This window comes from Actinomadura sp. 3N508, from assembly GCF_044326375.1.
GTDB lineage: Bacteria > Actinomycetota > Actinomycetes > Streptosporangiales > Streptosporangiaceae > Spirillospora.
In genome coordinates this window covers 202,889-227,963 of the sequence record NZ_JBIRAX010000005.1, presented here as the reverse complement: position 1 = coordinate 227,963, position 25,075 = coordinate 202,889, and the positions used below count along the sequence as shown (strand labels likewise).

The following is a 25,075-nucleotide window of genomic DNA, read 5'->3' as shown; positions in this document are numbered from 1 at the left end:
ATCAGACCGCCGGCTCGGTGAAGGCGGGCTCGGACGGCTCGCCGACCTCGTAATCACGCTCCCAGCCCTCGTGTTCGAGAGTGAGGGTCTGGATCGCGACCGCGTTGGCGTTGGCGTCCAGGTCGGGAAGGGCCTGGTAGGCGGAGACCCACGCCCGGTAGACCTTGTAGGCGAGCACCAGCTGCCCGGCCTCGTTGTAGACCTCGATGGTGATGTCCTTGCGGAAATTCTTCAGCGACGTCTCCATGCCGAGGCCGGAGCCGTAGTTCCACACCCGGCCCGCCCACTTCTCGAACTCGGTGTCGTGGGTAACACCGCGTTCCAGCGTGATCGGCTCGTACTTGGTGCGGCCGGGCGATTTCCGCGACGTCGACGGGTCGCCGCCCTCGCGATGCTCGACCGCCTCGGTCGTGCGCTTGAGCGCGCCGACCTTGCTGACCCCGGCCACGTAGCGGCCGTCCCAGCGGACCCGGAACTTGAAGTTCTTGTACGGATCGAAGCGCTGCGGGTTCACCGTGAACTGCGCCATCTTCCTGTCAACCCCTCTGTACCGCTGTGCCGCTATACCGCGACCTGGCCGGCGAGCTGCTGCACCTTGATCACGACGAACTCGGCCGGCTTGAGCGGCGCGAACCCGACGGCGATGTTCACCACGCCCTTGTTGATATCGCTCTGCGGCGTCGTCTCCTTGTCGCATTTGACGAAGTACGCCTCCTGGGGCGTCTTCCCCTGGAATGCGCCCTGCCGGAACAGATCGTGCAGGAACGCGCCGACATTGAGTCTTATCTGCGCCCACAGCGGCTCGTCATTGGGCTCGAAAACCACCCATTGGAGACCCCGGTAGAGGCTTTCTTCGAGGAACAGGGCCGTCCGCCGCACCGGGAGGTACTTCCATTCGGAGGCGAGCCTGTCGGCGCCGTCCATGGTGCGGGCGCCCCACACCACCGGGCCGGCCGCGGGCATGGTGCGCAGGCAGTTGACGCCCAGGGGGTTGAGCTGGCCGTTCTCGGCGTCGGTGAGCGGCACCTCCAGGCCGGAGAGCCCGGTGAGCCCGGCCTCCAGCCCGGCCGGCGCCTTCCACACGCCGCGCTGCGCGTCGGTGCGCGCGATCACCCCGGCGACCGTGCCGCAGGGCGCGAACGGCTCGATCTGGTCGCCGCGCAACGGGTTGGCCTGCAAGATCCGCGGGAAGAACAGCGCGGCGTTCTTGCTCCGGGTGCCGACACTGGTCGCGAAGTCGGCCGCGGCGGTGACGGCGGCGTCCTTGCCCGTCCACCTCGGGTCGACGAGGAGGACGGCGCGCCGCTGCTCGCAGTACTGGGCGGCGGAGGTGATGACGTCCGTATCCACGTCCCCGGTCACGCCGCCGTCCGGGTCGAGCGTGTAGGGCGGCAGGCACAGCATGTTGAACAGGTCGGCCTTGTCCAGGGCCCGGATGCCCCGCTTGCCGGCGGCCGTGTACTCGGGCGTCCCGGGCACATCACCGTCGTGCGGGACCTGGTCGGACGAGGCGACCTTGGTGTTGGTCGTGTTGTCCTTCCACAGCGGATTCTCCGCGTCGGGCGCGTCGTGCGCCTTGGGCCGCTTCGAACCGGCGGTCAGGGCCGCGCCCTTGACCAGCCTGGACTCGTTCTCCAGCACCCGGTCCACGCGGCGGGGGCTGCCGGGGTCCACCGAGACGTTCCGGAACTCCTCGACGACCTCCGACTCGTCGTCCCGGACGAGCAGGTTGAACGCATCGGCCGCGCCGTCCCTGGTGTCGTGATCGACCCGTGCCCGCAGCCGGTTGCCCCACGTCCCCGGGTACCGGGAGGTCAGCACGTAGTCACCGGCTCCCGTCGCCGGGGCGAGCTTCAGCTCGGCCGTCGTGCGTGCGTTGCCCCTGGGCTTGAACAGCCGGACGACGATCGCCTGCGCGCCGCCGTTGAGGAAGAAGTCGCGCACCGCGTACGACAGCGGGCCGTGCTCCCACAGCCCGCCGAAGGTCCGTTCGTATTCGGCCCAGCTGTTGATCGTCACCGGGCCGTCCTGGTCGGTCGGCCCGCGCCGGGCCCGGCCGACGAAGGCGGTGATCGAGGTGGCGACGCCGGTGATGGTGCGGACGCCGCTGGACCCCTCCTCGACATATACGCCGGGATAGGACAATTGAACCGGCATCACGACCTCCGCTTTGGCCGGATAATTGATCTCGCACGGGAATGCCTGAATTGCGACCTGTGCAACGCGAGCAACTGATGACCAGGCTACTAACGCACACTCAAGGAGGCTAGTCAGAAAGGTGCAATTGTCCAGCCAATCCAGCACTTTGCCATTAATTTGCACGCCGGTGCCGATGCCGTCCCCAGGTACTGACCTGCATGTATGCTGCCAAAGAGGCGAACCGGCGAGCCTGGATCCGAGCCATCCTGTCGCATCGCGCAGTCGAACTGCGGAGGGACGAAATGGGTCACGAACGGGCCGTTGAGGATGCCGCGCGGCAGCAGTGGTCAGCGCGGCCGCCGGCACGACAGGGCAACGACCATCCCGTCCACCGGCTGCTCACACCGCGCCCCGGCGGCATGATGGTGCCGGACGCCACGAGGGGCCAGGCCGAGCGGGCCTTCGGGCACGACTTCAGCAATGTGCGGGTGCACGCCGACCCGGAGAGCCGCGCCGCCGTCGCGGGCGTCGGCGCCGTGGCGGCCACCCGCGGCACCGACATCATGCTCGGACCGGGCGCTCCCGACCTCGCCTCCGCCGCGGGCAGGCGGATGCTGTGGCATGAGCTCACCCACGTCGTGCAGCAGGGGCGGGGACGCGAGGCCGGCGAGACGGTGCCGCAGGGGCCCGCGTCCGGCCGCGGGCTGCTGTCCACGCCCGGTGACGTCCACGAACGGCAGGCCGACGAGGTGGCGGCGGGCCGGCTGGCGCCCGCTTCCGTCACCCCCGGTCCGGCCCCGGCCGTCCAGTTGGTGGGGCCGACTCCGACGCCGGCACCGCCGGTCAGCCTGCCGCCCTGGCTCCAGCCGACAGGCGCGAGCGGACCGGTCACGCTCGGCGGGCAGGCCGTCGGGAACGCGACGGAAGTGATGACGGTGAACGCCACGGAAGCCGCCGGCGAGGCCGCGGGAGAAGCCGTCCTCGAGGAGATCGCGGCCGCCCGCGCGCCCCTGAACGTGGCCGGCAGAGTGCTCGTCGGCGGGCAACGCTCGCTGATGCTGCTCAGGGTGACAACCGGGATCGGACGCGCCCTGCCCTACGTGGGACTCCCCCTGCTGGGGCTGGTCATCCAGGGCAGCATCATTCTCGTGATCGACGCGGCGCTGCGCCACGCCGTCCCGAAGAACAGACCCGGTGAGGAGTATCAGGGCACGTCGCAACCGGGCGGGGCGCCGCCGCCGAAGGCGATAGCGCCAGGTGCCGCCGGTCCGCCCAGCGTCAAGGCACCGAGCGGCTCCCCCGAGGGACCCGCGCGGGCCCCCGGACCCGACCGGCCGCCCGCCGCCAAGGCCCCCGGCGCGGCGGGCCCCACGGCGGTGCGGGCTCCCGGCGTGGTGAAGTTCCCGGACGAGTGCCTGCGGCTGATCAAGGCGGGCACCACGCACGACCACCACCTGTTCCCGTGGGAGTACGTGCACGAGTTCGCCGACATCTGGATCTGGGTCGACGACTACACCGTGACGCTGGACTGGGACAAGCACATCGGCCGCAAGGGCCTGCACATCGTCCTGGACTGGAATCGGGAGTGGGGAGAGTTCTTCGACCAGGTCCCCAACGACCTCACCGACAGCGAGCGCGCCTTCTGGTGCAAGGAGGCGTTCAAATTCGCCCAGGAGCTCATGATCCGGGCCGGGATCTCCAGCAAGGACGTCCATGTGTACCGGCGCAAGGACCGCCCGTCGCCCGTGCAGCCGCCGACCGAGTGGCCGGAGGAGAACCGCCCGAAGTTCGTCAGGTGAGGGCCGGAGTCCGGTGAGTGGACTTCGGCCGTTGACAGGGGCGTTTTCGCAGGTGAACCATCGGTTGATGGAAGCCGTACCGGAGTCGCCGCCCGAGACCGGGAGCGTGCTGGGCAAGACCCGGCTGATCCTGGAGGCGTTCGGGCTCGACGACGCGGAGCTCGGTCTCACGGAGCTGGCGCGCCGGACCGGGCTGGCGAAGGCGTCGGTGCACCGGCTCAGCCAGGAGCTGGTCCGCTGGGGGTTCCTGGAGCGGCGGAACGGCAAGTACCGGCTGGGCATGCGGCTGTTCGAGATCGGCCAGCGGGTCCCGCGGCAGCGCATCCTGCGCGACCTCGCCCGGCCGTTCATGGAGGATCTGCTGCAGGCCACCGGGCAGACCGTCCATCTCGCCGTCGCCGACGGGCTGGAGGTCCTCTACCTGGAGAAGGTCTCCGGGCACCGGCAGGTCGGCCGGCCGTCCCGGGTGGCCGGGCGCATGCCGCTGCACTGCACCGCCACCGGCAAGGCCCTGCTCGCCTTCGGGCCGCCCGGCCTGCTGGAGGAGGTCGTGTCCGCGCCGCTCGCGCGTACGACCCCGCGCACGACGGTCGCCCCCGGCCTGCTGGAGCAGGAGCTGAAGCGCGCCCGCGAGCTCGGGTACGCGGTGGAGTACGAGCAGGCCCGCATCGGATACATGAGCGTGGCCGTCCCGCTGGCGGGCGCGACCGGCGCCACCGTCGCCGCGCTGTCGGTCACCTGCCAGGTCGCCCCCGCCAGGACCGAGCGCTTCGCGAGCCTGCTGAACACGGCGGGACGCCAGGTGACCAGGCTGCTCAGCGTCCGCGACGTCTGAACCCTGCTGCACGTGAGAAGGCACGGGCACCGGAGGGGGATTCCGGTGCCCGCGCCAGTGTGCGGAGCGGCCTCAGACGGGTGCCAGCCGGCGGAACCGGCTGGTGTGGAACACCAGCGGCGGGGTCTCCGGCCTGGCGAGCAGGCCCAGCACCTCCAGCAGCACGATCAGGTGGTCCCCGGCCGGGATCTCCTCGTGCGGGCGGCAGTCCAGCCAGGCGGTGGCGTCGAGGACGAACACCCCGCCGCCCGGCCTGGGCTCCCAGCCGACCCCGTCGAAGCGGTCGCCCTCCTTGCGGGACAGGCGCAGGCAGGCCTCGTTGTGGTTCTCAGCGAGCACGCTCAGCCCGAGCCGCGGCGCGCTCCTCAGCTTCGGCCACGTCGCAGACGTGTTCTGGACGCAGATCGACACCAGCGGCGGGGCCAGCGACACCGAGGTGAACGAGCTCGCCGCCATCCCGGCGGGCACCCCGTCGATCAGGGCGCACACCGCCGTCACGCCCGACGGGAAGCACCCGAAGGTCCGGCGGAGCGCGGCGACGTCCTCAGCGGCCCGCTGCATCTCGGTCACCCGCCCCGTCAGCCCGTGGCCAGCGAGGGGGCCTGCGCCGGGTCGAGCCCCATCGTGATCAGGCCGGCCATCTCTGCGCAGGCGTACGCGTTCGGCGGCATGATCGCGGCGGTGGTCACGTCCCGCAACATGCGCTCGTAGCCCTGCGGGCGCATCAGCGAGTTGAGCCCGCCCGCGGTGGTGCCGAGCTCGACGACCCGCCCGATCGCGTCCGCGAGCATCAGCTTCGCCTGGAGGTAGGCGTGGCAGGTGCCGAGACCCGGACCCTCTGTGTCGGCCTTCCACGCGGCCCGGTACATCATCAGCCGCGCGGCCTCGACGTGCGTCGAGATGCGCCCGACCGCCGAGCTGATCGTCGGGTGGTAGCCCATCGGCTGGGCGTAGCCCTTCGCCTTCCGCGTGCCGAGGTTCTCCGCGAGCCAGGCCACCATCCCCTCGGCGAGGCCGAGGTAGCAGCCCGTGTAGCCGCCCCACGTGATGGCCGCCTGCGCCACGATCCAGTTCGCGACGAAGTTGTCGATCGGCCCGAGGACGAGCTCCGCCGGAACGTGCGCGCCGTCGATGTTGACCTTGTTGCTGCGCGTCGCCCGCATCCCGAGCGTGTCCCAGACGTCCTCGACGGCGATGTGCTCCGGCTGCGCGGTCGGCAGCAGGAACGCGATGACGAGCGTCGGGTCGTCGGACCAGTCGGGGCGGGCGAGCATGAAGGCGTAGTCGCTCGCCTCCCAGATCGAGGCGAACATCTTCGTCCCGCTCACGCGCAGGCCGCCGTCCGGCGTGCGGGTGGCGGTCACCGCCGGCAGGAACGTCCCCGGCAGCAGGCTGGACGAGGACGGCTCCGACAGCGGCGCCGAGATCAGCGCGCCGTCCTCGATCACCAGCGACGCGACGTGCTTGCGCGCCGCGGCGTCGAAGGAGGGCAGCTCCCCCGCCAGCCGGGTGGCGACGTAGTGCATGTTGAATCCGAGGGCGGTCGAGGCGTCGCCCCGCGCGAGCTGCTCGACGGTCGCCAGCCAGGCGGTCGTCCGCACGCCGAGCCCGCCCAGCTCGGCGGGGAAGCCCGCCCCGTACAGGCCCGCCGCGCGCAGCTCGGCGAAGCTCTCCGCCGGGATCAGCCGCTGCTCGTCGGCGGCCGCCGCGCGCTCCGCCAGCGTGGCCGCGAGCCGCTTGCCGGTCTCGGCCATCCGCCGGCTCTGCTCGTCCAGCTCAAAGTCCATGGTTCCTCCACGTTCGTGCGGCGCGTCAGTCCCACATGGGGGGACGTGCCGTGTCGAGACTGACGTTGACGACCTTCGTCGCCTGGTACTCGCGGACCGTCTCCGCGGCACCCTCGCGGCCGTAGCCGCTGGCCTTGATCCCGCCCTGCGGCTGGCCGAGGGGCGTGGCGAACCAGGTGTTGACCCAGACCATCCCGGCCTGGAGGCGCCCGGCGAGGCGGTGCGCCCGCGCCAGGTCGGTCGTCCACACGCCGCAGGCGAGGCCGTAGGCGACGGCGTTCGCGCGGGTGACGGCGTCGTCCTCGTCCGTCCAGCGTTCGACGGTGAGGACGGGTCCGAAGAACTCCTCGCAGGACGCGCTCGTCTTGCCGTCCGGGTCTGCGAGGACGGTCGGCCGGTAGAACGCGCCGCCGCCGAGCTCGCCGTCCAGGTCCGGGACGCGGTGCCCGGCGCGGACCGTCGCGCCCTCGGTGACGGCCCGGTCGACGGCCCGGACGACCCGGTCCCGGTGCTCGACGCTGATCAGCGGGCCGAGCTGCGTCGCCGGGTCGAGCGGGTCGCCGACCCGGATCCGCTCGGCGCGCGCCGTGATCCGGTCGAGCAGCTCGTCGTGCACGGCGGCGTGGGCGAGCAGCCGGGACGCGGCGAAGCACACCTCGCCGTTGGCGGCGAACACGCCGGTCAGGACGTCCTCGGTGAGGGTGTCGAGGTCGGCGTCCGGCCCGACGATCAGCGAGCCCTTCCCGCCCAGCTCCATGAGCGCGGGCGTCAGCCGGGCGCCCGCGCGGGCGAGGATCGTCCGCGCGCTCGCCGTGCCGCCGGTGAAGCTGATCTTGGCGATGCGGGGGTCGGTGATCAGCGCGTCGCCCGCGGTCGGGCCGAGGCCGGTGACGACGTTGACGACGCCCGGCGGCAGCAGGTCCGCGATCGCCTCCGCGAACCGGACGGTGCTCACCGACGCCAGCTCCGACGGCTTGACCACGACCGTGTTTCCCGCCGCGAGCGCGGGCGCCAGCTTGTGCGCGACCGAGATGAGCGGCGAGTTCCACGGCACGATCGCCGCGATGACGCCGAGCGGCTCCCGGGTGGTGTAGACGTGCGACGACCCCGGCGCCCCCTGGACGACCTCGCCGTGGATGCCGCGGGCCATCCCCGCGAAGTACCGGAAGATCTCCGCGGCGGTCGGGACGTCGATCAGCCCCGCCTCGCGGATCGCCCGGCCGTTCTCGGTGGCGAGCAGCGCGGGCCAGTCCGCCGCCGTGGCGGTCAGCCGGTCGGCGATGGCCCACAGCGCGGCCTGCCGCTCGGCGAGCGACGTCGTCCGCCACGTCTCGAACGCCTCGGCCGCGGCCGTCACAGCCTCGGCCACGACGGTGGCGTCGCAGTCGGCGATCCGCGCCCAGGTCCGCCCGGTCGCCGGTTCGACCGCCGGGAGGAGGTCACGGACGGGCCGCGCCTCCCCGCCGATGATCGCGGGCAGGGGCCGGTCGATGGTGAGGCGGCCGGTGCCGACGGCCGTCATGACTCCAGTCCGATGTGGACGGAGTGGAACGGGTTGTCGATCACGATGCGCCAGGTGCCGTCGGCCTGGCGGCGGAAGACGTTGGAGTCGACCGCGCTCATCTCGACGGGCGCCCCGTCCGGCCCGGTCCCGGTCAGGGTCCAGCGCAGCGCGACGAGGACGATGTCGTCGGCCTCGACCCGGTGCAGCTCCTTGATCGTCAGGTGCGGCTTGAGCGCGAGGAACTCCGAAAGCGCCGCCCGGAGCTGGTCCATCCCCCGCGCCGGCTCCGTGCCCGGGCCCGTCTGGAAGACCGTGTTCTCGTCCCACACGGAGAGCGCGGTGTCGAGGTCGCCGGCGTTCATGGCCTCGATGAACAGGTCGTTGAGTTCGGTGACGCTGTTGTGTGATCCCATGCCCCGGACGCTATAAATCGCCTGCTAGCTGGCACATCGCCCGTTCATGGGAAGGCGCGGGCCACCCGAACGTGGGATCAGCGCAGGAGCCGCGCCGCCAGCTCCACCCGGGAGTGCACGCCGAGCTTCTGGTAGATCGACTTGAGGTGGTGCTTGACGGTGTTCGGGCTGATGTGCAGCCGCCCGGCGATCTCGTGGTCGCGCTTCCCGGCGGCGACGAGCTCGGCGATGGCCGCCTCGCGTTCGGTGAGGAGGCGGCGCAGCGCGGGCGGCGGCGCCGACGTCCGGGTCTCCGCCGACAGGATCGACACGATCAGCGAGGGACGTTCGGGCAGCGGCGCCGAGGTCACGGTGATGCCGGTCGCGCCGTCCGCGTCCGCCGACGGCACGATGAGCCGCCGGGTGCTCTCCCCGCCGTCGATCGCCGCGTCGAGGGAGGGCCATGCGCCGTCCGCGGCGTCGAGCAGCGCACGCGCGGGCCGGTTCGCGTGCCGCTCGGCCCGCTCCAGGTCGGTGACCACGACCGCCTGCCCGCTCGCCTCCAGCGCGCCCCACCACGCGGCGCGCTCGGCGTCGATCGCCGTGACCAGGTCGGTCGCGGCGACCGCCGCCTGGAACATCCGCGCCGCCGTGGTCGCGCGGCGCCGGTCGCCGTCGTCGAAGGCGGGCTCGCCGGCGCCGCGGGCGAAGTTGATCGTCCCGACGATCTCGCCGCCGCTGATCAGCGGCGCGCACATCACGTGCGCCATGTCGTAGTGCCGGAACAGCCCCTGGACGATCGGCGCCTCCCGCCATCCTTCGGCGGGCTTGACCAGGGAGTCGTCCCAGGCGCGCCGGGCGGCGACGGCGCCGCGCAGCACCGGGTCGACGGCCCGGCCGAACCGCTCGTAGCGGTGCGCGTAGAACCGGCTGAGCCCGCGCACCGCCGACGCCCGCGGCCGGCCGGTCCGCTGGTCGAACAGGTAGAGGCCGTAAGCGAAGGACGGCACGTGACCGGCGACCCAGTCGAAGTAGCGGTCCTGCAGCTCGTCGAGGCCGCGGGCGGTGACGAGCACCTCCAGCCCGGCGCTCAGGCTCTCCTCGTCGGCGGCCGCCGCGTCACCGGCGCCCACACCGCCGATCTCCTCGCCCATCCAGCGAGTATGCGCCGACGTTATGCCATCACGCTAGACACCGCGGCGACGGATTCGTCAGCCCGCCGGGTTCGATCGCCGGGTCAGCGTTCCCGGTCCTCGATGACTCCGCAGGCGCTGCGGCCTCCGGCGTCGCCCGCCTTCAGGGTGTCCGCGTCCGGGCCCTTCTTTCCGCCGGACTCGTACCGCTCCGGGATGTTGGCGTGGTTGTCGGCCAGCGCGTGCACCACGATCGCGCTGCCGTCGGCGTCCAGGAGGTCCTGCGTCTTGAACCGGTCGGTGAGCGTCTCGGCGGTGCCCCGCCCGTTCTGCCCGACCTGCAGGTTCGGGAGGTCGCCCGCGTGCGACCCGTGGCCGTTGGGGCCGGCCAGGTCCAGGTGGCCCCCGGCGGTGAAGAACGGGCTGACCTTGCCGGTGCTGGGGTCGACGGCCTTGGGGTCGCACTTGCCGACCGCGTGCACATGGAAACCGTGGAAACCGGCGGGCAGGTTCCACACCTGGACCGAGACCCGCTGGCGTCCCCAGCCGGCTCCCGACACGGTTAGCCTGCCCACTTCCTTGCCCTGGACGTCCAGCACCTGCGCGGTCAGCCCCTGCCGCGCCTCACCGGTGGCGGCCTGGACGGCCGCCGAGATCCCGACCACCCCCGCCGCTCCACCGATCGTGGCCAGCACTGCCAAGTGGGCGACCGAAACGACTCTCTTCATATCCGTCTCTTCCTAGGAGTGGGACGACCCTCTGCGCCGCATGCCTTTGCTAGTGGCCGCCGCACCGGGACATCAACGGCCGATTCGGAATCCGGCAGCCGTCAACAAAACCCTGTCACCGAGAGCCAAAGAGCCGGTCGCGGCGATGAGTTCGGCGGGGCCCGCGGGTCTACCTTCCGACCAGGACCAACTCATCGGGAGTAAAGACATGGGCCTCATTCATATCGAGATGTTCGCGACCCTCGACCTGGTCGGGCAGGCGCCCGGCGGCCCCGACGAGGACCCGCTGGGGTTCGCGTTCGGCGGCTGGCAGGCGCCGCTGCTGGACGAGGTCGCCGGGGCGCAGGTCGGCGCCGCCTACGAGGGCACGGACGCCCTCCTGCTCGGCCGGCGGACCTACGACATATTCGCCGGCTTCTGGCCGCACCAGGAGGGCGGCCAGGACAACGAGATCGCGACGCTGTTCAACAGCATTCCCAAGTACGTGGCCTCCCGGGGCAGGCCCGACCTGTCGTGGGCCGGGTCCTCGCAGCTCGGCCCGGACCTGGCCGCCGCGGTGCGGGAGATCCGGGACCGGCACGAGAACATCAAGGTCGTCGGGAGCCTGAACCTGGTGCAGTCGCTCCTGCGCGAGAAGCTCTTCGACCGTCTCGACCTGTGGGTGCACCCCATCGTGCTCGGCGTCGGGAAGAAGGTGTTCGACGGTGGTGCGGTGCCCACCAACGTCACGCTCCTCGAACCGCCGGTGGCCAGCCCCAAAGGCGTCGTGCACCTGCGCTACGGCCTCGCCGACGGCATTCCTGAGACCGGGGACATGAGCGCCCCCGACCGCGGCGTGTGAGCCTGGCGGCGGCGGCCGCCGTGATCACGGTGAACGCCGCCGCCAGCCGTTTCCGGCCGCCGGCTGGCCGGAACAGGACAGTTGGTTAGCGACCGTGTACGTGCTGTTGCATCCTCGAAAGAGAGGCCACGGCGGTTGATCTTCAGATCTTCGCGGCCGCGGTCACGTCGGGGAGGCACGTCCCATGGCTGTACGGCCCGCACTCATCGGCAGCTCGCCGGGATCGACGTTCGGCGCGAAGCTCAGGACCGCGTCCCTGCGTGCGCTGCGCACCCTCTTGCAAGGCCTCGCGAGCGCCTTTCCCAGCGCCGGCGCGGGGACGGTCGTGCTTTCCACCGGGTATTGGCAGACATTCGGATATGCCTGCCTGGCGGCGGTCATCACGGCGCTCGTTTCGTTTCTGCACAATGCGGCCAGCATCCTTCCCGAGGACCCGACGCAGAGCGGCCCGCAAGCCGCCGGTTAACGGGTTCGCTGCGGGATCAGCTGCAGCCTGACGTTCTCGTCGTACGGGATGACGAACGTGGAGATCCGGGCCGTGGAGTCGGTGGGTTTCCAGGTGAGCGGGACGAGAAAGAGCCGTCCGCCCGAAGCCAGCAGGAGACGCAGGTTCTGGTAGCGGTGCCGGAAGGTGACCTTCTCGCCGAAGTCGGCGTGTGCGGTTTCCCTTGGGGCGTCGACCAGTGGCTCCTTGGTGTAGAGAACCACCTCGGGCAGTTTCCCGAGGTTCTTCGCGTCGTCGTAGGCGCGGGCGACGCCGACTTCTCCGGCCAGGCTGTTGGCTGCCCAGAACAGGCCCAACACGCCGATCGCGATGGCGGCCAGGCGGGCGCCGCGTTCGGCGCCGTCCATCACCGGCTCCCGCGAACCGGCGTGGCGGGCCAGCCAGAATCCGTAGACCAGCAGCGGGGCGCACGCGGTCAGCGACAGCGGCGTGATCCCGGGCGTCTCGTTCCGCGCCACATCGGTGGACAGGAGGCCGACCAGGGCCCGGACCAGCAGCGCCAGGCCGGTCAGGGCGACGGCGATGCCGAGCCCGCGGGCCAGGCGCGGCCGGGACGGCAGCACCATCGCGCTGATCAGCGCGTGCGCGGCCATGCCCACGAGCACGATCAGCAGCAGGAGGGCCGCCGCCGGATAGGCCACCTCGACGCCGAATTTCAGCAGATCCTGGTTGGCGAGTTCGGTGAGCTGGAGATCGACGCCGAAATAGCGGAAACGCTGCAGCGTGGCGACGTAGCCGTACCAGATCAGCACGCCCGCGATGATCGTCGTCGGCGGCCCGAAGGTGCTCAGGGTGGCGAGCCGCTGGGTCCAGTCCTGGGCGGGATCGGACGCCGGTTCCGCGGCGGGCCGCCGCCGCTCGGCCCTCATCCGTGCCCGTGCCAGCCGGTCGGACCTGTCGTCAGCACTGGCCAAAGAGGGACTCTCCGAGATACGGCTCCACCGAGTTCGGCACCCATTCCACGCAGGCCGGAAGGTCGGTGGTGGCCTGCCAGGTGGCACGGACGGGACGGCCCGGGCCCGGCTGGGCTCCCTGAATGCTCCTGCACGGCCCGGTGGTGGCATCCGTGCACAGCTTGGAAAGGGACCAGGTGACCCGCACGGTGTATTTCGCCGGAAGGGCGGGCCGCGAAGTGGACGACAGGAATTGCGGCCCGACGCCGCAGCTCTCGGTGGAGGAGATCACCGTGTCCGGCGCGCACGCTCTCGGGGCCGGAGACCCGAGCCCGGCGCATTCGGCGTCGCTTCCATAGGTCACTTGAGCGAAGGACGCGGCCGCTCTGGCAGCCTCCGACAGGTCATCCGCGTTTCGTGCCTCAGGACCCCCGACGGCCTGCGCCCGGAAACTCTCGATCCGGACCGGATAGGGGGCCGAGATCTGGCGGCACACGTTGTTGGGGGTGCGGTTGTTCAGGGACGCGCCGCTGCCGGTCGAGAGCCGGGGCGTCTGCCAGGGCTGCGCGGACGGGCCGACCGACGGCGGTTGCGACTCCCCCGGCGACTCCTGCCCCTGCGGCGCGGAACTCAGCGGCGCGGGGGTGGCCGACAGCCCCTGGCCGCCCTCTTTGCCGCCACCACTCCCGCACCCCGCGACGAGAATGATCAAGGCGCCCCCGGCTGCGCCGAGTTTGGAGAAACGCACCGTTCGAGTCTATGGCCGGGACTTCCGGACAAGAGCGTCTACGAAGGCCGTTAACGGCCATTCCCCGGTCGGGAATGGCCGAACAAACTCATGGGCGTTATGAACTGTGAGGTAGCGCGGGTGTTCGGGGCGGCGGGTCGTCCGCCCACGCGGTTTCCCGGGCGCGGACCAGGGCCGTCAGCGTGGCGTTGACCGGGGCCTCCCGGCCGGCCTTGGCGGCCTCGCGCGGCACCGCGCCGTTGATGAACATGATCTCGCTGACCCGCCTGGCCTCGTGGTCGAGGAGCGCGGACGGTCTGGCGGCCGGCATCCGGGCCCCGAAGTCGCGGACCAGCTCGACCGGGTCCGGCGCGGAGACGGCGACGCCGAGGGCGCGTGCGGTGTCCCATGCCTCGGTGGCCGCCGCGCGGCTGACCGGGCCCATGTGCGCGTCGTCCATGACCTCGCCGACCGTCAGCCCGGTCAACGCGCAGGGAGCGCTGTAGGCGACGTTGCAGATGAGCTTCTCCCACTGCATCGCGGCGATGTCGGAGACCGCCTGGGCGTCGAATCCGCCGAGGCGCCAGGCGGCGGCGACGCGCTCGACCTCGGTGCGGCCGAGCGTGCCGTAGCCACCGAAGCGGAGCGCGCGCATCGCGTTGTGGTGGACGTTTCCCGGGCCCTTCACCGACGCGCCGAATCCGCTCGCCACCCCGACCGCGAGCCGCTCGCCGCCGAGTTTCGCGGCGACGACGTCGGCCGAACCGAAACCGTTCTGAATGGTGAGGACGACGGTATCGGGCCCGATGAGCGGCCGGGCTCCGGCCGCCGCGGTTTCCACGTCGGCCGCTTTCACCGCGAGGACGACGAGGTCCACCGGTTCGTCGGGGGTGGAGGTGTGCGCCCGAATCGGGACCCGGAATTCCCCGTCCGGTCCGGAAACCAGCAGCCCGTGCTCGGAAATGGCCGCCATGTGCGCGGCCCATCTGTCGACGGCGAGGACGTCGTGGCCCGCCGACGCGAGCCGTCCCGCGTACACCGACCCCATCGCGCCGCAGCCGACCACCGCGATCCTCATGGTCTCCCTTTCCTCGCTCATCCGACGAGCCGGGCGATCTCCGCCGAAAGGCCCGGCTTCGCTTCGAGCCCGAATCCGGGGTCGTCGGCGGGGCGGATCCGGCCGTCCGCCAGGCGGCAGCCGGGCCCGTAGCCGCCGAACGGCTGGAAGACCCCGGGGTAGGCCTCGCAGCCGCCGAGGCCGAGGCCCGCCACGACGTGCAGGTTGATCAGGTGCCCGCCGTGCGGGTACGCCGACCGGCGGTCGAACCCGTGCTCCTCCATCAGCTCGATCATCCGCACGTACTCGGTGAGCCCGTAGCTCAGCCCGGCGTCCATCTGGAACACGTCCAGGCCGGCGCGGGGGCCGCCGAACAGCAGCAGGTTCCGCACGTCCTGGACGGAGAACAGGTTCTCGCCGGTGGCGACGGCTCCCGGGTAGACCTCCGCGAGCCGCCGGTGCAGGTCGAAGTCGAGCGGGTCCGTGGCCTCCTCGTACCAGCGGAGCCCGTAGCCCGCGATGGCCCGGGCGTAGGCGTCCGCCTGCGTCCAGCCGAACCGGCCGTTCGCGTCGACGGCGACCGCTTCGCCGCCGCCCATCGCCTCGACGGCCGCCTCGACGCGCCGCAGGTCGTCGGCGATCGGCAGGCCGCCGATCTTCATCTTCACCATGGGATATCCGTCGTCGCGGTAGCCGCGCAGTTCGGCGGTCAAGTGGCCGATGTCGTCGCCGGGACGGTAATAGCCCCCGGCGGCATAGACGGGGACACCGTCGTGTTCGGGGACGCGTCCGTAGGTCTTGCCGATAAGGGCGTACGCGGGTTCGTCCGCGTATTTGGCGAGCAGATCCCAGCCGGCGAGTTCGATGGCGGCGGCAGCGGCGGCGCGGTCGCCGTGGCCGCCGGGCTTCTCGTCCTTCATGGCGCGTTTCAGGACGCGTCCCGGATCGAGAAGCCCCGTGTCGGGTTCGAGCAGCGATTCCGGGTCGGCGCTGAGCACGCGCGGGATCATCCGGTCGCGCAGGATGCCGCCCTGGGCGAAGCGCCCGATCGAGTTGAACGCGACGCCGGCGAGCGGGCGGCCGTTCCTGCGCACATCGCTGATCAGCGCGACGAGGGAAACGGTGTGGTCGGCGAAGCTGACCACGGAATTGTTCACGTTCCCCTGCAGCGGAACGGATATTTCTCGAATATCGACGATACGCAATGGCGCTCCCCTCTAGTGGGCGCCAGAGGCGCGCGGAACGGCCAGCTCGCGGAGCCGCCGTTTGAGCACCTTGCCGCTGGGCGTGCGGGGCAGTTCGGCGACCAGGTCGACCCGCGTCGGGCATTTGTAGTGCGCGAGCCGGTCCCGGCAGAAGGCGATCAGCTCCGGCCCGGTGAGCGCGGCGCCGTCCCGCGCGACGACGATCGCGGCGACCGTCTCGCCCCAGCGCGGGTCGGGGACGCCGACGACGGCCGCCTCCGCCACGTCCGGATGCCCGGCCAGGACGTTCTCGACCTCCACCGGGTACACGTTCTCGCCGCCGGTGATGATCATGTCGGTGACGCGGTCGGTGAGGAACAGGTAGCCGTCCCCGTCCAGGTGGCCGGCGTCGCCGGTGCGGAACCAGCCCCCGGCGCGGAAGGCGCGGGCGTTGTCGTCCTCGCCGCCGAGGTAGCCGGGGGTGAGCAGGGCGCTGCGCGTCCAGACCTCGCCGGTGGCCCCGGCGGGCAGTTCCCGCTCGGTCTCGGGGTCGCGGATCTGGACCTCCACCCCGTCGGCGGCGCGCCCGGCGGAGGCCAGCCGCGCGCCTCCCCGGCGGTGGTCCTCGGGGCCGAGGAACGTGATCGGGCCGCACGCCTCGGTCATCCCGTAGCTCTGGACGAGGTCGCAGCCGAGCACCGCCCGCGCCTGCTCGATCACCGCGGGCGACATCGGCGACCCGCCGTAGATCAGCGTCTCCAGGCTGCCCAGGTCGGCGTCCGCGACGGCGGGGCTCTGCACCAGGGTCTGCACGACGGCCGGGACGCTGAGCATGTGCGTGGCCCGGACGTCCTGCAGCACGCGCAGCACCCCCTCCGGTGACGCATCCGTGAGGAAGACCGACCGGGCACCGCGGCCCAGGCAGTAGAACAGCCAGCCCGTGCCCGAGACGTGGAACAGCGGCGACGGGACGCACACCACCGATCCCGGGCCGACCGTCCACGGCGCGGACGCCGCCAGGTTCGCCGCGATGTTGCCGTTGGTGAGCCGCACCGCCTTCGGCCGCCCCGACGTCCCGGAGGTGTAGATCAGCAGGGTCGCCGCGCCGGGCTCGGCCCGGCGCGGGCCGGCGACCTCGGACCGGCCGTCGAGCCAGGCGTCATAGCCTCCGGTGACGGCGAGGTCGCGGCCCAGCACCACGACGTCCGCTCCGGTCGCCTCGTCCGTGATGCCGAGTGCGCGCAGGTACGCGGTGTCGCTGACGATCGTGCCCGGACGGGCGTGATCGAGGACGCGAGCCAGCTCGCCCGGCGCCAGCCGCCAGTTGAGCGGGACGGCCGGGACGCCGGCCCGGTTCGCGCCGACCATCAGCTCGGCCCAGACGGCGGAGTCGCGGCCCAGGTAGGCGACCGGGCCGCCGGTGCCCGCCAGCGCGTTCGCGACCTGCGCGGACCTCCGTGCGAGCGCGCCGAAGGTGAGCCCCCGGCCCCCGGCGTTGCCGGTGGCCGGCCGGTCGGGTGCCTCCCGGGCCCAGTGATCGGCCATGGCGGCCAGTGAACCGGTGAATCGGTCGTCCATGAATGCGCCTCCGGTCACCCGTTGTTAGCAGAAAACTGACTTCATTCCCAAAAGCGGCGTCAGCGGGCGTCGAGCCGGTGCAGGCCGCGCTCGGCGATCTCGCGGACCTCGTCGTCGAGGTCGCCGAACTCCTGACCGGCCAGCGCGCCCGCCCGCACCCGGACGGCGATGCCCTGCGTGATGACAGCGCACTTGAAATGCGCCAGCGCCTCGTAGAAGGGCAGTTCGGCCAGCTCCACCCCGGACCGGCTCGCGTAGCGGCCGGCGATCTCGGCGCGCGGCGGGAAACCGGGCAGCGCGGTCACGGCCGGGGTCAGCCGCAGGCCCGGCTCGCCCGGCTCCTGCCAGTAGAACAGCAGCAGCGCGAGGTCGGTCAGCGGGTCGCCGAGCGTCGACATCTCCCAGTCGAGGACGGCCCGGACCGTGCCCGGGTCGTGCTCGTCCATCACGCAGTTGTCGAGCCGGAAGTCCCCGTGGACGATCGAGTCCCGCTGCGCCGCGGGCACCGCCCCGGCGAGGCGGCGGCCCAGCTCCTCGACGGGCGGCACCGCCTCGGTGCGGGAGCGCGCCCACTGGTCGTTCCAGCGCCGGACCTGCCGGGCGAGGAAGCCGTCCGGCCTGCCGAAACCGTCCAGCCCGACCGAGGCCGGATCGACGCAGTGCAGCGCGGCCAGCGCGTCGACCAGCGCGAACGCCATCTCCGCCCGCTGGCCGGGACCGTCGGCGTACCCGTCGGGGATGCGGGCCCGGATGACGTGGCCCCGGACGCGTTCCATCACGTAGAAGGGCGAGCCGGTGAGTTCGCCGTCGTCGCTGAGGACGATCCGCGGTACCGGCACCGGCGACGGGCCGAGCGCACGCTGGACCCGCGCCTCGCGGCCCATGTCGTGCGCGCTGGGCAGCAGCTCCCCGGACGGCGGCCTGCGCATCACCAGCTCCCCGGCCGCGCTGGTCAGCAGGAACGTCAGGTTCGACTTCCCCCCGGCCAGCAGGGTCGCGGCCAGCCCCGACCACCGCGCGTCGCCGGTCGCCGCCGCCACGGCCGGGCCGAGCAGATCGGGACGGACGAGCTCGTCCAGTTCATCGGTCACGGCTCACGCTCCGAAGTCCCAGCCGTCGCCCCGCTCGAACTCGCGGAGCAGCCGCCGCGCGACGTTGACGACGTGCACCTCGTCCGCGCCGTCGTAGATGCGCCCGAACCGGGCGGCCCGGTACATCCGGCTCAGCGGCGTGTCGTCGGTCAGGCCCGCGGCACCGTGGACCTGGACGGCCCGGTCGATGACGTCGTGCAGCATCCGCGCCCCGACGACCTTGATCGCGCCGATCTCGACGCGCGCGCCGGTACCGCGGTCGATCTTTCCGGCCGCGTCCAGGGTGAGCAGGCGGCAGGACTGGATCTGCGCCCAGCTCTCGAACACGTGCTGCTGCATCAGCTGCCGCTCGCCCAGCTTCTCGCCCTTCAGCATCCGGCTGTTGAGCCGGTCGCACATCAGCTCGAACGCGCGCTGCGCCTGGCCGAGCCAGCGCATGCAGTGGAAGATGCGCCCGGGGCCGAGCCGCTCCTGCGCGATCGCGAAGCCCGCGCCGCGCTCGCCGAGCAGGTATCCGGCGGGGACGCGGACGTCCGTCAGGGACAGCTCGTAGTGCCCGCCCTCGATCCCGAGCACCGGCGTCTCGCGGACGATCCGGAACCCGGGCGTCCCGGCCGGGACGACGATCAGCGAGAACGCGCGGTGCGGCGGCGTGCCGTCCGGCTCCGTCCGGCACAGGACCGTGGTGAACGCCGCGTCACCGGCTCCGGTGATGAACCACTTCCGGCCGTTCAGCACCCATTCGCCGTTCTCCAGCCTGGCGCTGGTCTGGAGCTGGGTCGGGTCGGACGAGGCGACGTCCGGCTCGGTCATGGCGAAGCTCGGCCCGATGGCGCCCCGCACCAGCGGGTCGAGGAAGCGGTCGCGGACCTCGCCGTCGGCGTGCCTGCTGAGCATGAGGGAGTCCTGGAGCGTCCAGGTGCCGAGGGCGTACTGCCCGAAGTCCGAGCGGCCCTGGACCTCGTTCACGTAGACGTAGTCGAGGAACGGCATCCCGCCGCCCCCGAGCTCCGCCGGGTGCCCGAGCGCCCACAGCCCTTCCCGCTTGGCCTGCGACTGCAGTTCCGTGAGCAGTTCGCGGGATTCGGGGCTGCGTGCGTCCAGCGCGTGCTCGACGGGCTCGACGCGCTCGGTCATGAACCGGTGCACGGCCTTCCGCCGCGGCCGCACATGCTCCGGGACCGAGAACGCGCTCGCGCCCATCACTTCACCATCGACTTGTGGCGGCTGTGGTCGACGTCGTCGAGGGTCGCGGTCAGCAGCCGGTGCGCCTCCGCCGGGTCGGCCTCGAAGCCGGGGGTGTCGATGCACAGCTCGACCATGATCCCGTTGGGGTCGATGTAGTAGAGCGACCGCAGGTAGTCGTGGTCGACCTCCATGTAGGGCTCGACCCCGGCGGCCTGCATCCGGCCGCGGACCTCGGCCACCTTCTCGGCGGTGACGTTGAACGCGATGTGGTTCACCCAGCGGGGCAGCTTGTTGCCGATGGAGATCTCCGAGCTCCAGCCGTCCCGCTCCCCCGCCTCGTGCAGGTCGAAGAACGCGATGCAGCTGCCGTCGCCCGTGTCGTGGAAGGTGTGGCGGAAGAATCCGCCCTTGGGCCCCGCCGCCACCTCGGTGTGGACGAGCGGGAACCCCATCAGCTCCTCGTAGAAGCGCGTGGTCGCATCCAGGTCGCGGCATGCGTAGGCGACGTGGTGGATTCCGGGAGCGGGCACGTGTGTACCTCCATATCGAAAGAAATCGGGAATTGTTCGTTGAGGGCGGCTCAGTGGCCGTCGAACGATGGGTCCCGGCGTTCGGTGAATGCCTGGACGCCTTCGCGGAAGTCCGCCGTGCCGTGCAGCAATGCCTGGTCGCTGGCCTCCTGGCGGAGGACGGCGTCCAGTCCTTGGTGGCCGCCCGCGAGCATGGCCTTGGTGAAGGCCATGGCCAGGGGCGGCTGGCCGGCCAGCCTGCGGGCCACGTCCATGGCGGTCCGGAGCGCCTCCCCGGGCGCGGCGCGATGGTCGGCCAGGCCGATGGCGACGGCCTCGTCTCCGCGCACCGGCTCGTCGAGCAGCAGCATCCGGCGGGCCCGGCCGTCGCCGACGCGCCGCGGCAGCGACCACAGCAGGCCCAGGTCCGCCATCAGCCCGAGGCGCGGGAAGGCGCAGCGGAACGTCGCGTCCTCGGCGGCGACCACGAGATCGCAGGCCAGCGCCAGCGACAGGCCCGCGCCGACCGCGTGCCCCTCGACCGCCGCGACCACCGGCTTCCGGCCCGCGGCCAGCGTGCGGACGGTGCGGTGGAGCGCGTTCAGGTTGTCGTGAGTCGAGGTGACGGTCGCGTCTTGCAGGACGGCGAGGTCGACCCCGGCGCAGAACGTCCCGCCCGATCCGGTGAGGACGAACGCGCGCACCTGCGGGTCGGCCAGGCCCTCCTCCAGCGACTCCTGAAGCGCCGCCATGGATTCGAGGGTGAACGCGTTCCGCTTCGCCGGACGGTCGAGCGTGAGGACTGACACGGTCATCTCACACCGCCGTCCAGCCGCCGTCGACCGACAGGACGCTGCCGGTGACGTAGGAGGACGCCTCCGACGCCAGGTAGACGAGCGCTCCGTCCAGTTCATCGGCGCGCCCGCCACGGCCCATCGGAATGGTGCGGCGGATGTAGGCGCGGCCCTCTTCGGTGGCGAAGAGTTCCTGGCTCATCTCCGACTCGAAGTAGCCGGGCGCGATCGCGTTCACGCGCACGCCGTCGCGGGCCCACTGCGAGGCCAGCTCGCGCGTGAGGTTGACCGCCCCCGCCTTGCTGGCGCAGTAGCCCCCATGCGGGATGCGCTTGGACCCGACGAGCCCCAGCGCGGACGCGATGTTGACGATGCTGCCCCCGCCCCGGGCCGCCATCGCGAGACCGGCGTACCGGGCGCAGGTGTAGAGGCCGACCAGGTTGACCTCCAGGACGCGGCGGAAGTCGTCGGTGGTCTCCTCGGCGACGGTCTTGACGTGGGTCGTGCCCGCGTTGTTCACGAGCACGTCGAGGCGTCCCGCCCAGTCCTCCGCTCGGGTGATGAGGGCGCGCACGTCGGCCTCGACCGTCACGTCGGCCGTGACCGGCAGCACCCGGTCCTCACCCAGCTCCGCCGCCAGTTCCTTGAGTTCCGGGGTGCGCCGCGCCGCCGCCACGACCCGGGCTCCGCGCCCGGCCAGGCATTGGACGAACCGCCTCCCCAGCCCGGACGAGGCGCCGGTGACGACCACGCCGCGGCCGGTGAGATCGAAAAGATCGGGCTCCGCCACGCAATCCTCCTTCTTCTGATTCACGCGGATTCGGCTTGGGCGCTGCCCAGATATGCGGCCAGGACTTCGGGATTGGCGCCTATCTCGGCGGGCGTGCCGACCGCGACGAGCCGGCCGAAGTCGAGCACGGCGATCCGGTCGCAGATGTCCATCACCACGCCCATGTTGTGCTCGATCAGCACGACGGTGAGGCCGAGCCGCTCGCCGGCGTCGAGAATGGCGTCGACCATGGACTCGACCTCGTCGTGCGTCATTCCGGCGACGGGCTCATCCAACAGCAGGACATCGGGCTCGGCCGCCAAGGCTCTGCACAGTTCGACCTGGCGCTGGGTTCCGCCGGGAAGCTCGCCCATCCGCGTGTCGCGGAGCGCGCCGAGCCCGAACATCTCCAGGACCTCCTCGGCCTTGGCCCTGCTCTCGCGCTCCTCGCGCGCGGCCCATCCGTACCAGAGCATGCCGCGCAGGACTCCCGCGCGCTGCTTGCCGATGCGTCCGAGCAGGACGCTCTCCAGGACGGTCATGGTGGGAAAGGACTCGACGTTCTGGAACGTCCGCCCGATCCCCCGCGCATTGATCCGATCGGGACGCGCGCCGCGGATTTCCCGGCCGCGATGGCGGATCGACCCCTGCTGGGGGCGGTACACGCCCGAAACGCAGTTGAAGAGCGAGGATTTCCCCGCGCCGTTGGGACCGATGATCCCGAACGTCTCCCCTTCCCTGATCTCCAGCGAGACGCCGTCGAGAGACCTGACCCCGCTGAAATTGAGGGTGACGTCTTCGAGTTCGAGAACCGTGGTCGCCGTCATCGGCCGGCCCTTTCCGCCGTCCGCCGGGCGCGGCGGCCGCTCACGTTCTGCCCGCCGAGGTAGTAGTGCGCGACCCGCTCGTCGCCCGCGAGTTCGGCGGCGGGCCCGCCGCCGGCGATGCGGCCGCCCTCCAGCACGTAGCCGTACTCGGCGACCTCGAACGCCAGCAGCGCGTTCTGCTCGACCAGCAGGACGGTCGTGCCCTTGGCGTTGATCGCCCGGACGACGTCGCGGATCTCCTCCACGATGCGGGGCGCGAGCCCGAGGCTCGGCTCGTCCAGGACGAGCAGCCGCGGCTGGGTCATCAGCGCCCGGCCGATCGCGAGCATCTGCTGCTCGCCGCCGGACAGGAAGCCCGCCCGTTGCCCGAGCCGCTGCCGCAGCACCGGGAACAGGTCGAGGATCTCCTCGTAGGTCGCCTCGCGGCGGGCGTCGTCGCGGCGCAGGGTGTGCGCGCCGGTCAGGAGGTTCTCGCGGACGGTGAGGTTCGGGAACACCTGGCGCCCTTCGAGCACCTGCGCCACCCCGCGCCGGACGACGGCGGACGCGTCCGCCCCGGTGATCGCGTCCCCGTCGAGGCTGACCCGCCCCTGGTGGATCACGCCCTGGTGGGCCTTGAGGAGGCCGGAGACCGCGCGCAGCAGCGAGGTCTTCCCGGCGCCGTTCGGCCCGACCAGCGCAACGATCTTCCCGGCGGGCACCTCAAGGGAGACGTCTTCGAGGACGACGCCGCCCGTCCGGTAGCCGACGGTGAGGTCCTCGACGGCCAGGCTCGCCGCCGACTTCTTCGCGGGCTTCTCAGGCATGTGACCGCCCCTTCCGTCCGGCCGCGTTGAGCACCCGTTCGGAGATCCCGGCGAGTCCCCGCGGCTCGAAGACCAGCACCGCCACGATCGCGAGGCCGTAGAGGCAGTTCGCGAGGACGTCGACCGACACGCCGCCGCCCGCCGACGGCGTCGTGCTGATCCCCGGGACGACGCCCGCCAGCAGCGTCACCACCTGCGGGATCGCGGTGACGAACACCGCGCCCGCGATGGCGCCGCGCAGCGACCCGACCCCGCCGATGATGATGATCGCGAGGAGCTCGACCGACATCATCAGGTCCCACTGGTCGGGGACGGCGTAGGTCTGGTACGAGACGAGCAGCGCGCCCGCGAGGCCCGCGTACGCGGCGGCGACGCCGAACGCCGCGCTCTTCATCCGGGCGACGGGGACGCCGACGACCCCGGCGGTGAGGTCCCGGTCGCGGATCGCCGCGAAGGCGCGGCCCGGCCGGGTGCGGCTGAGGTTGCGGGCCGCGACGGCGGCCACCGCGAGGACCGCGCACGCGAGGTAGAAGAACTGCTGGTCGCCGGTCAGCATGAACGGGCCGGCGATCACGTCGTCGAGCAGGTCGTGGCCGAAGAGCTCGACGGACTGCGCGGGCCGTCCCTTGGAGCCGCCGGTGAGGCCGTCCCAGACGTCCCACAGCCACTCCGCGACGAACAGGACCGCGAGCGTGACGACCGCGAGGTAGAGCCCGCGCAGCCGGGCGGCGAACGGGACGACGAGCAGCCCGACCGCCGCGCTGACCAGGCCCGCCGCCGGCAGCCACACCCAGATGGGCAGCCCCTGGTCGGCGCCCAGCCAGATGGCGGTGTAGCCGCCGACCGCGACGAACGCGGAGTGCCCGAGCGAGACCTGCCCGGCCAGCCCGGTCAGCACGTGGAGGCCGAGCGCGGCGATCGCGGAGATCGCCGAGAACACCGCGATCGCCTGCCACTGCGGCGTGGAGAACAGCGGGACGGCCAGCAGCACGACCACCGTCACGATGCGCGCGGTGCGGGACGTCCAGCCACGCTGCGGACCGCCCGCCGGCGCCGCCGCGACGTCCGCGCTGGCACGGGTCTTCGCGGTCTTCACGGTGGAGGCCATCAGATGCGCTCCGCCTCGTGGTGCCCGAAGAGCCCGGACGGCCGCAGCGTCAGCACCAGCAGCATCGCCACGTACGGCAGGACGACGTGCACGCCGCCGTACTCGGCCAGGTAGCCGGAGCCGAGCACGAGCATCAGCCCGACGCCCATGCCGCCGACGACCGCGCCCGCCAGCGAGTTGAACCCGCCGATCACGAGCGCGGGCAGGGCGCCGAGGGCGGTGTCGACCATGTCCGGGGACACCCGGCGCGGGAACGCTCCAAGGAAGACCCCGCCGGCGACCGCCAGCACCCCGGCGATGCCCCAGGACACGGTCTGGACCCAGCGCATGTTGATCCCCTGCGCCAGGGCGGCCTCATGGTGGTCGGCGGCCGCCCGCAGGGCGAGGCCGTGCCGGGTCTTCTGGAAGAACAGCCAGAGCGCGGCCAGCAGGACGAGCGAGACGCTGATGATCCAGACGCCCGTCCAGGAGAGCGCGACGCCGCCGACGCGCAGCACGTCCCGTCCCATCGGGCCCTCGGTGGACCCGCGCGGGTTGACGCCCCACGCCATCGCCACGAACGCCTGCCCCATCACCGACAGGCCGAGCGTCGCCATGATCACGACGTAGAGGGAGCGGCCCGCCAGGCGGCGCAGGATGACCTTCTCGCACACGATCGCGAGCGCCACCATGCACACCAGCGCGACCAGGACGCCCCACCCGAACCCGTACGGGACGAGCGCCGCGACGATGTAGGCGCTGATCATCACGAACACCGGGTGCGCGAAGTTGAACACGCCCGAGCTCTTGAACACCATGACGAAACCCAGGCCGATGAGCGCGTAGATGCAGCCCAGGGCCATGCCCTGGAAGCTCAGCTGGAGGAAGTTGTCCATGTTCGC

Annotated in this window: 26 protein-coding genes; 4 read left to right on the top strand and 22 right to left on the bottom strand. The window is 71.9% G+C overall.

The genetic code is table 11. The annotated features are described in order from the left end of the window. Position 1 precedes the first annotated feature (1 nt). Both ACH34S_RS20010 and ACH34S_RS20005 read right to left on the bottom strand, forming a co-directional pair. Positions 2-529 carry a phage tail protein gene (locus tag ACH34S_RS20010; RefSeq protein ID WP_395954199.1) on the bottom strand — a complete coding sequence of 176 codons (528 nt, stop codon included), beginning with the start codon at positions 527-529 and terminating at the stop codon, positions 2-4. Between the two features lie 32 nt (positions 530-561). After that, the gene (locus tag ACH34S_RS20005) at positions 562-2,157 is read right to left on the bottom strand and encodes a phage tail sheath family protein (protein ID WP_395954198.1); all 1,596 of its coding nucleotides are present in this window, start codon (positions 2,155-2,157) and stop codon (positions 562-564) included. Positions 2,158-2,441: 284 nt separating this feature from the next. On the opposite strand from ACH34S_RS20005, the gene ACH34S_RS20000 reads away from it, so the two are divergent. Next, positions 2,442-3,938 (top strand): DUF4157 domain-containing protein, encoded by a 1,497-nt coding sequence (locus ACH34S_RS20000; protein ID WP_395954197.1) that lies wholly within the window; start codon positions 2,442-2,444, stop codon positions 3,936-3,938. A 67-nt stretch (positions 3,939-4,005) separates the two neighbouring features. Further along, positions 4,006-4,773: an IclR family transcriptional regulator gene (locus ACH34S_RS19995; protein WP_395954196.1), complete on the top strand. Its 768-nt coding sequence runs from the start codon at positions 4,006-4,008 to the stop codon at positions 4,771-4,773. Between the two features lie 72 nt (positions 4,774-4,845). Here the strand turns inward: ACH34S_RS19995 and ACH34S_RS19990 are convergent, their stop codons facing one another. The 6 genes from ACH34S_RS19990 to ACH34S_RS19965 all read right to left on the bottom strand — a co-directional run bounded on the left by ACH34S_RS19990 (position 4,846) and on the right by ACH34S_RS19965 (position 10,317). Further along, complete coding sequence (locus tag ACH34S_RS19990) at positions 4,846-5,334, bottom strand: flavin reductase family protein (RefSeq protein WP_395954544.1); 489 nt, start codon at positions 5,332-5,334, stop codon at positions 4,846-4,848. A 17-nt stretch (positions 5,335-5,351) separates the two neighbouring features. Next, positions 5,352-6,560 (bottom strand): acyl-CoA dehydrogenase family protein, encoded by a 1,209-nt coding sequence (locus ACH34S_RS19985; RefSeq protein WP_395954195.1) that lies wholly within the window; start codon positions 6,558-6,560, stop codon positions 5,352-5,354. A 25-nt stretch (positions 6,561-6,585) separates the two neighbouring features. Continuing rightward, a complete protein-coding gene (locus tag ACH34S_RS19980) occupies positions 6,586-8,082 on the bottom strand; it encodes an aldehyde dehydrogenase family protein (protein WP_395954194.1) in 1,497 nt (498 codons plus the stop codon). Continuing rightward, positions 8,079-8,477: a YybH family protein gene (locus ACH34S_RS19975; protein ID WP_395954193.1), complete on the bottom strand. Its 399-nt coding sequence runs from the start codon at positions 8,475-8,477 to the stop codon at positions 8,079-8,081. The genes ACH34S_RS19980 and ACH34S_RS19975 overlap by 4 nt, the downstream gene beginning before the upstream one ends. 77 nt (positions 8,478-8,554) lie before the next feature. Then, complete coding sequence (locus tag ACH34S_RS19970) at positions 8,555-9,610, bottom strand: LuxR C-terminal-related transcriptional regulator (protein ID WP_395954192.1); 1,056 nt, start codon at positions 9,608-9,610, stop codon at positions 8,555-8,557. 83 nt (positions 9,611-9,693) lie between these two features. Further along, positions 9,694-10,317, bottom strand: a complete 624-nt coding sequence (locus ACH34S_RS19965) for a superoxide dismutase family protein (RefSeq protein ID WP_395954191.1) — start codon at positions 10,315-10,317, stop codon at positions 9,694-9,696. A gap of 208 nt (positions 10,318-10,525) precedes the next feature. On the opposite strand from ACH34S_RS19965, the gene ACH34S_RS19960 reads away from it, so the two are divergent. Together ACH34S_RS19960 and ACH34S_RS19955 are read left to right on the top strand one after the other, a co-directional pair. Beyond that, positions 10,526-11,158 carry a dihydrofolate reductase family protein gene (locus ACH34S_RS19960; RefSeq protein WP_395954190.1) on the top strand — a complete coding sequence of 211 codons (633 nt, stop codon included), beginning with the start codon at positions 10,526-10,528 and terminating at the stop codon, positions 11,156-11,158. A 184-nt stretch (positions 11,159-11,342) separates the two neighbouring features. Then, the gene (locus ACH34S_RS19955) at positions 11,343-11,624 is read left to right on the top strand and encodes a hypothetical protein (RefSeq protein WP_395954189.1); all 282 of its coding nucleotides are present in this window, start codon (positions 11,343-11,345) and stop codon (positions 11,622-11,624) included. Here ACH34S_RS19955 and ACH34S_RS19950 read toward each other — a convergent pair. The 14 genes from ACH34S_RS19950 to ACH34S_RS19885 form a co-directional block, all read right to left on the bottom strand. After that, on the bottom strand, positions 11,621-12,577 hold the full coding sequence (locus ACH34S_RS19950; RefSeq protein ID WP_395954188.1) for a hypothetical protein: 957 nt from the start codon (positions 12,575-12,577) through the stop codon (positions 11,621-11,623). The genes ACH34S_RS19955 and ACH34S_RS19950 overlap by 4 nt on opposite strands. Further along, entirely contained in the window at positions 12,564-13,304 is a 741-nt protein-coding gene (locus tag ACH34S_RS19945; RefSeq protein WP_395954187.1) for a hypothetical protein, read from the bottom strand. The genes ACH34S_RS19950 and ACH34S_RS19945 overlap by 14 nt, the downstream gene beginning before the upstream one ends. Before the next feature lie 97 nt (positions 13,305-13,401). After that, a complete protein-coding gene (locus ACH34S_RS19940) occupies positions 13,402-14,361 on the bottom strand; it encodes a ketopantoate reductase family protein (RefSeq protein ID WP_395954186.1) in 960 nt (319 codons plus the stop codon). A 17-nt stretch (positions 14,362-14,378) separates the two neighbouring features. Continuing rightward, entirely contained in the window at positions 14,379-15,497 is a 1,119-nt protein-coding gene (locus ACH34S_RS19935) for an enolase C-terminal domain-like protein (RefSeq protein WP_395954185.1), read from the bottom strand. A gap of 60 nt (positions 15,498-15,557) precedes the next feature. Beyond that, positions 15,558-17,102 carry a class I adenylate-forming enzyme family protein gene (locus ACH34S_RS19930; RefSeq protein ID WP_395954184.1) on the bottom strand — a complete coding sequence of 515 codons (1,545 nt, stop codon included), beginning with the start codon at positions 17,100-17,102 and terminating at the stop codon, positions 15,558-15,560. Positions 17,103-17,161: 59 nt separating this feature from the next. Beyond that, positions 17,162-18,193, bottom strand: coding sequence for a phosphotransferase family protein (locus ACH34S_RS19925; RefSeq protein WP_395954183.1), 1,032 nt, complete (start codon positions 18,191-18,193; stop codon positions 17,162-17,164). A gap of 3 nt (positions 18,194-18,196) precedes the next feature. Continuing rightward, complete coding sequence (locus tag ACH34S_RS19920; RefSeq protein WP_395954182.1) at positions 18,197-19,396, bottom strand: acyl-CoA dehydrogenase family protein; 1,200 nt, start codon at positions 19,394-19,396, stop codon at positions 18,197-18,199. Then, positions 19,396-19,911, bottom strand: a complete 516-nt coding sequence (locus tag ACH34S_RS19915; RefSeq protein WP_395954181.1) for a VOC family protein — start codon at positions 19,909-19,911, stop codon at positions 19,396-19,398. Before ACH34S_RS19915 ends, ACH34S_RS19920 begins: the two co-directional genes overlap by 1 nt. A gap of 50 nt (positions 19,912-19,961) precedes the next feature. Then, the gene (locus ACH34S_RS19910; protein ID WP_395954180.1) at positions 19,962-20,705 is read right to left on the bottom strand and encodes an enoyl-CoA hydratase/isomerase family protein; all 744 of its coding nucleotides are present in this window, start codon (positions 20,703-20,705) and stop codon (positions 19,962-19,964) included. 1 nt (position 20,706) lies between these two features. Then, complete coding sequence (locus tag ACH34S_RS19905; RefSeq protein ID WP_395954179.1) at positions 20,707-21,474, bottom strand: SDR family NAD(P)-dependent oxidoreductase; 768 nt, start codon at positions 21,472-21,474, stop codon at positions 20,707-20,709. Between the two features lie 20 nt (positions 21,475-21,494). Beyond that, on the bottom strand, positions 21,495-22,280 hold the full coding sequence (locus ACH34S_RS19900) for an ABC transporter ATP-binding protein (protein WP_395954178.1): 786 nt from the start codon (positions 22,278-22,280) through the stop codon (positions 21,495-21,497). Continuing rightward, positions 22,277-23,086, bottom strand: a complete 810-nt coding sequence (locus tag ACH34S_RS19895; RefSeq protein ID WP_395954177.1) for an ABC transporter ATP-binding protein — start codon at positions 23,084-23,086, stop codon at positions 22,277-22,279. Before ACH34S_RS19895 ends, ACH34S_RS19900 begins: the two co-directional genes overlap by 4 nt. Further along, entirely contained in the window at positions 23,079-24,194 is a 1,116-nt protein-coding gene (locus ACH34S_RS19890) for a branched-chain amino acid ABC transporter permease (RefSeq protein ID WP_395954176.1), read from the bottom strand. The genes ACH34S_RS19895 and ACH34S_RS19890 overlap by 8 nt, the downstream gene beginning before the upstream one ends. Continuing rightward, positions 24,194-25,069, bottom strand: a complete 876-nt coding sequence (locus ACH34S_RS19885) for a branched-chain amino acid ABC transporter permease (protein WP_395954175.1) — start codon at positions 25,067-25,069, stop codon at positions 24,194-24,196. The genes ACH34S_RS19890 and ACH34S_RS19885 overlap by 1 nt, the downstream gene beginning before the upstream one ends. Positions 25,070-25,075 lie beyond the last annotated feature (6 nt).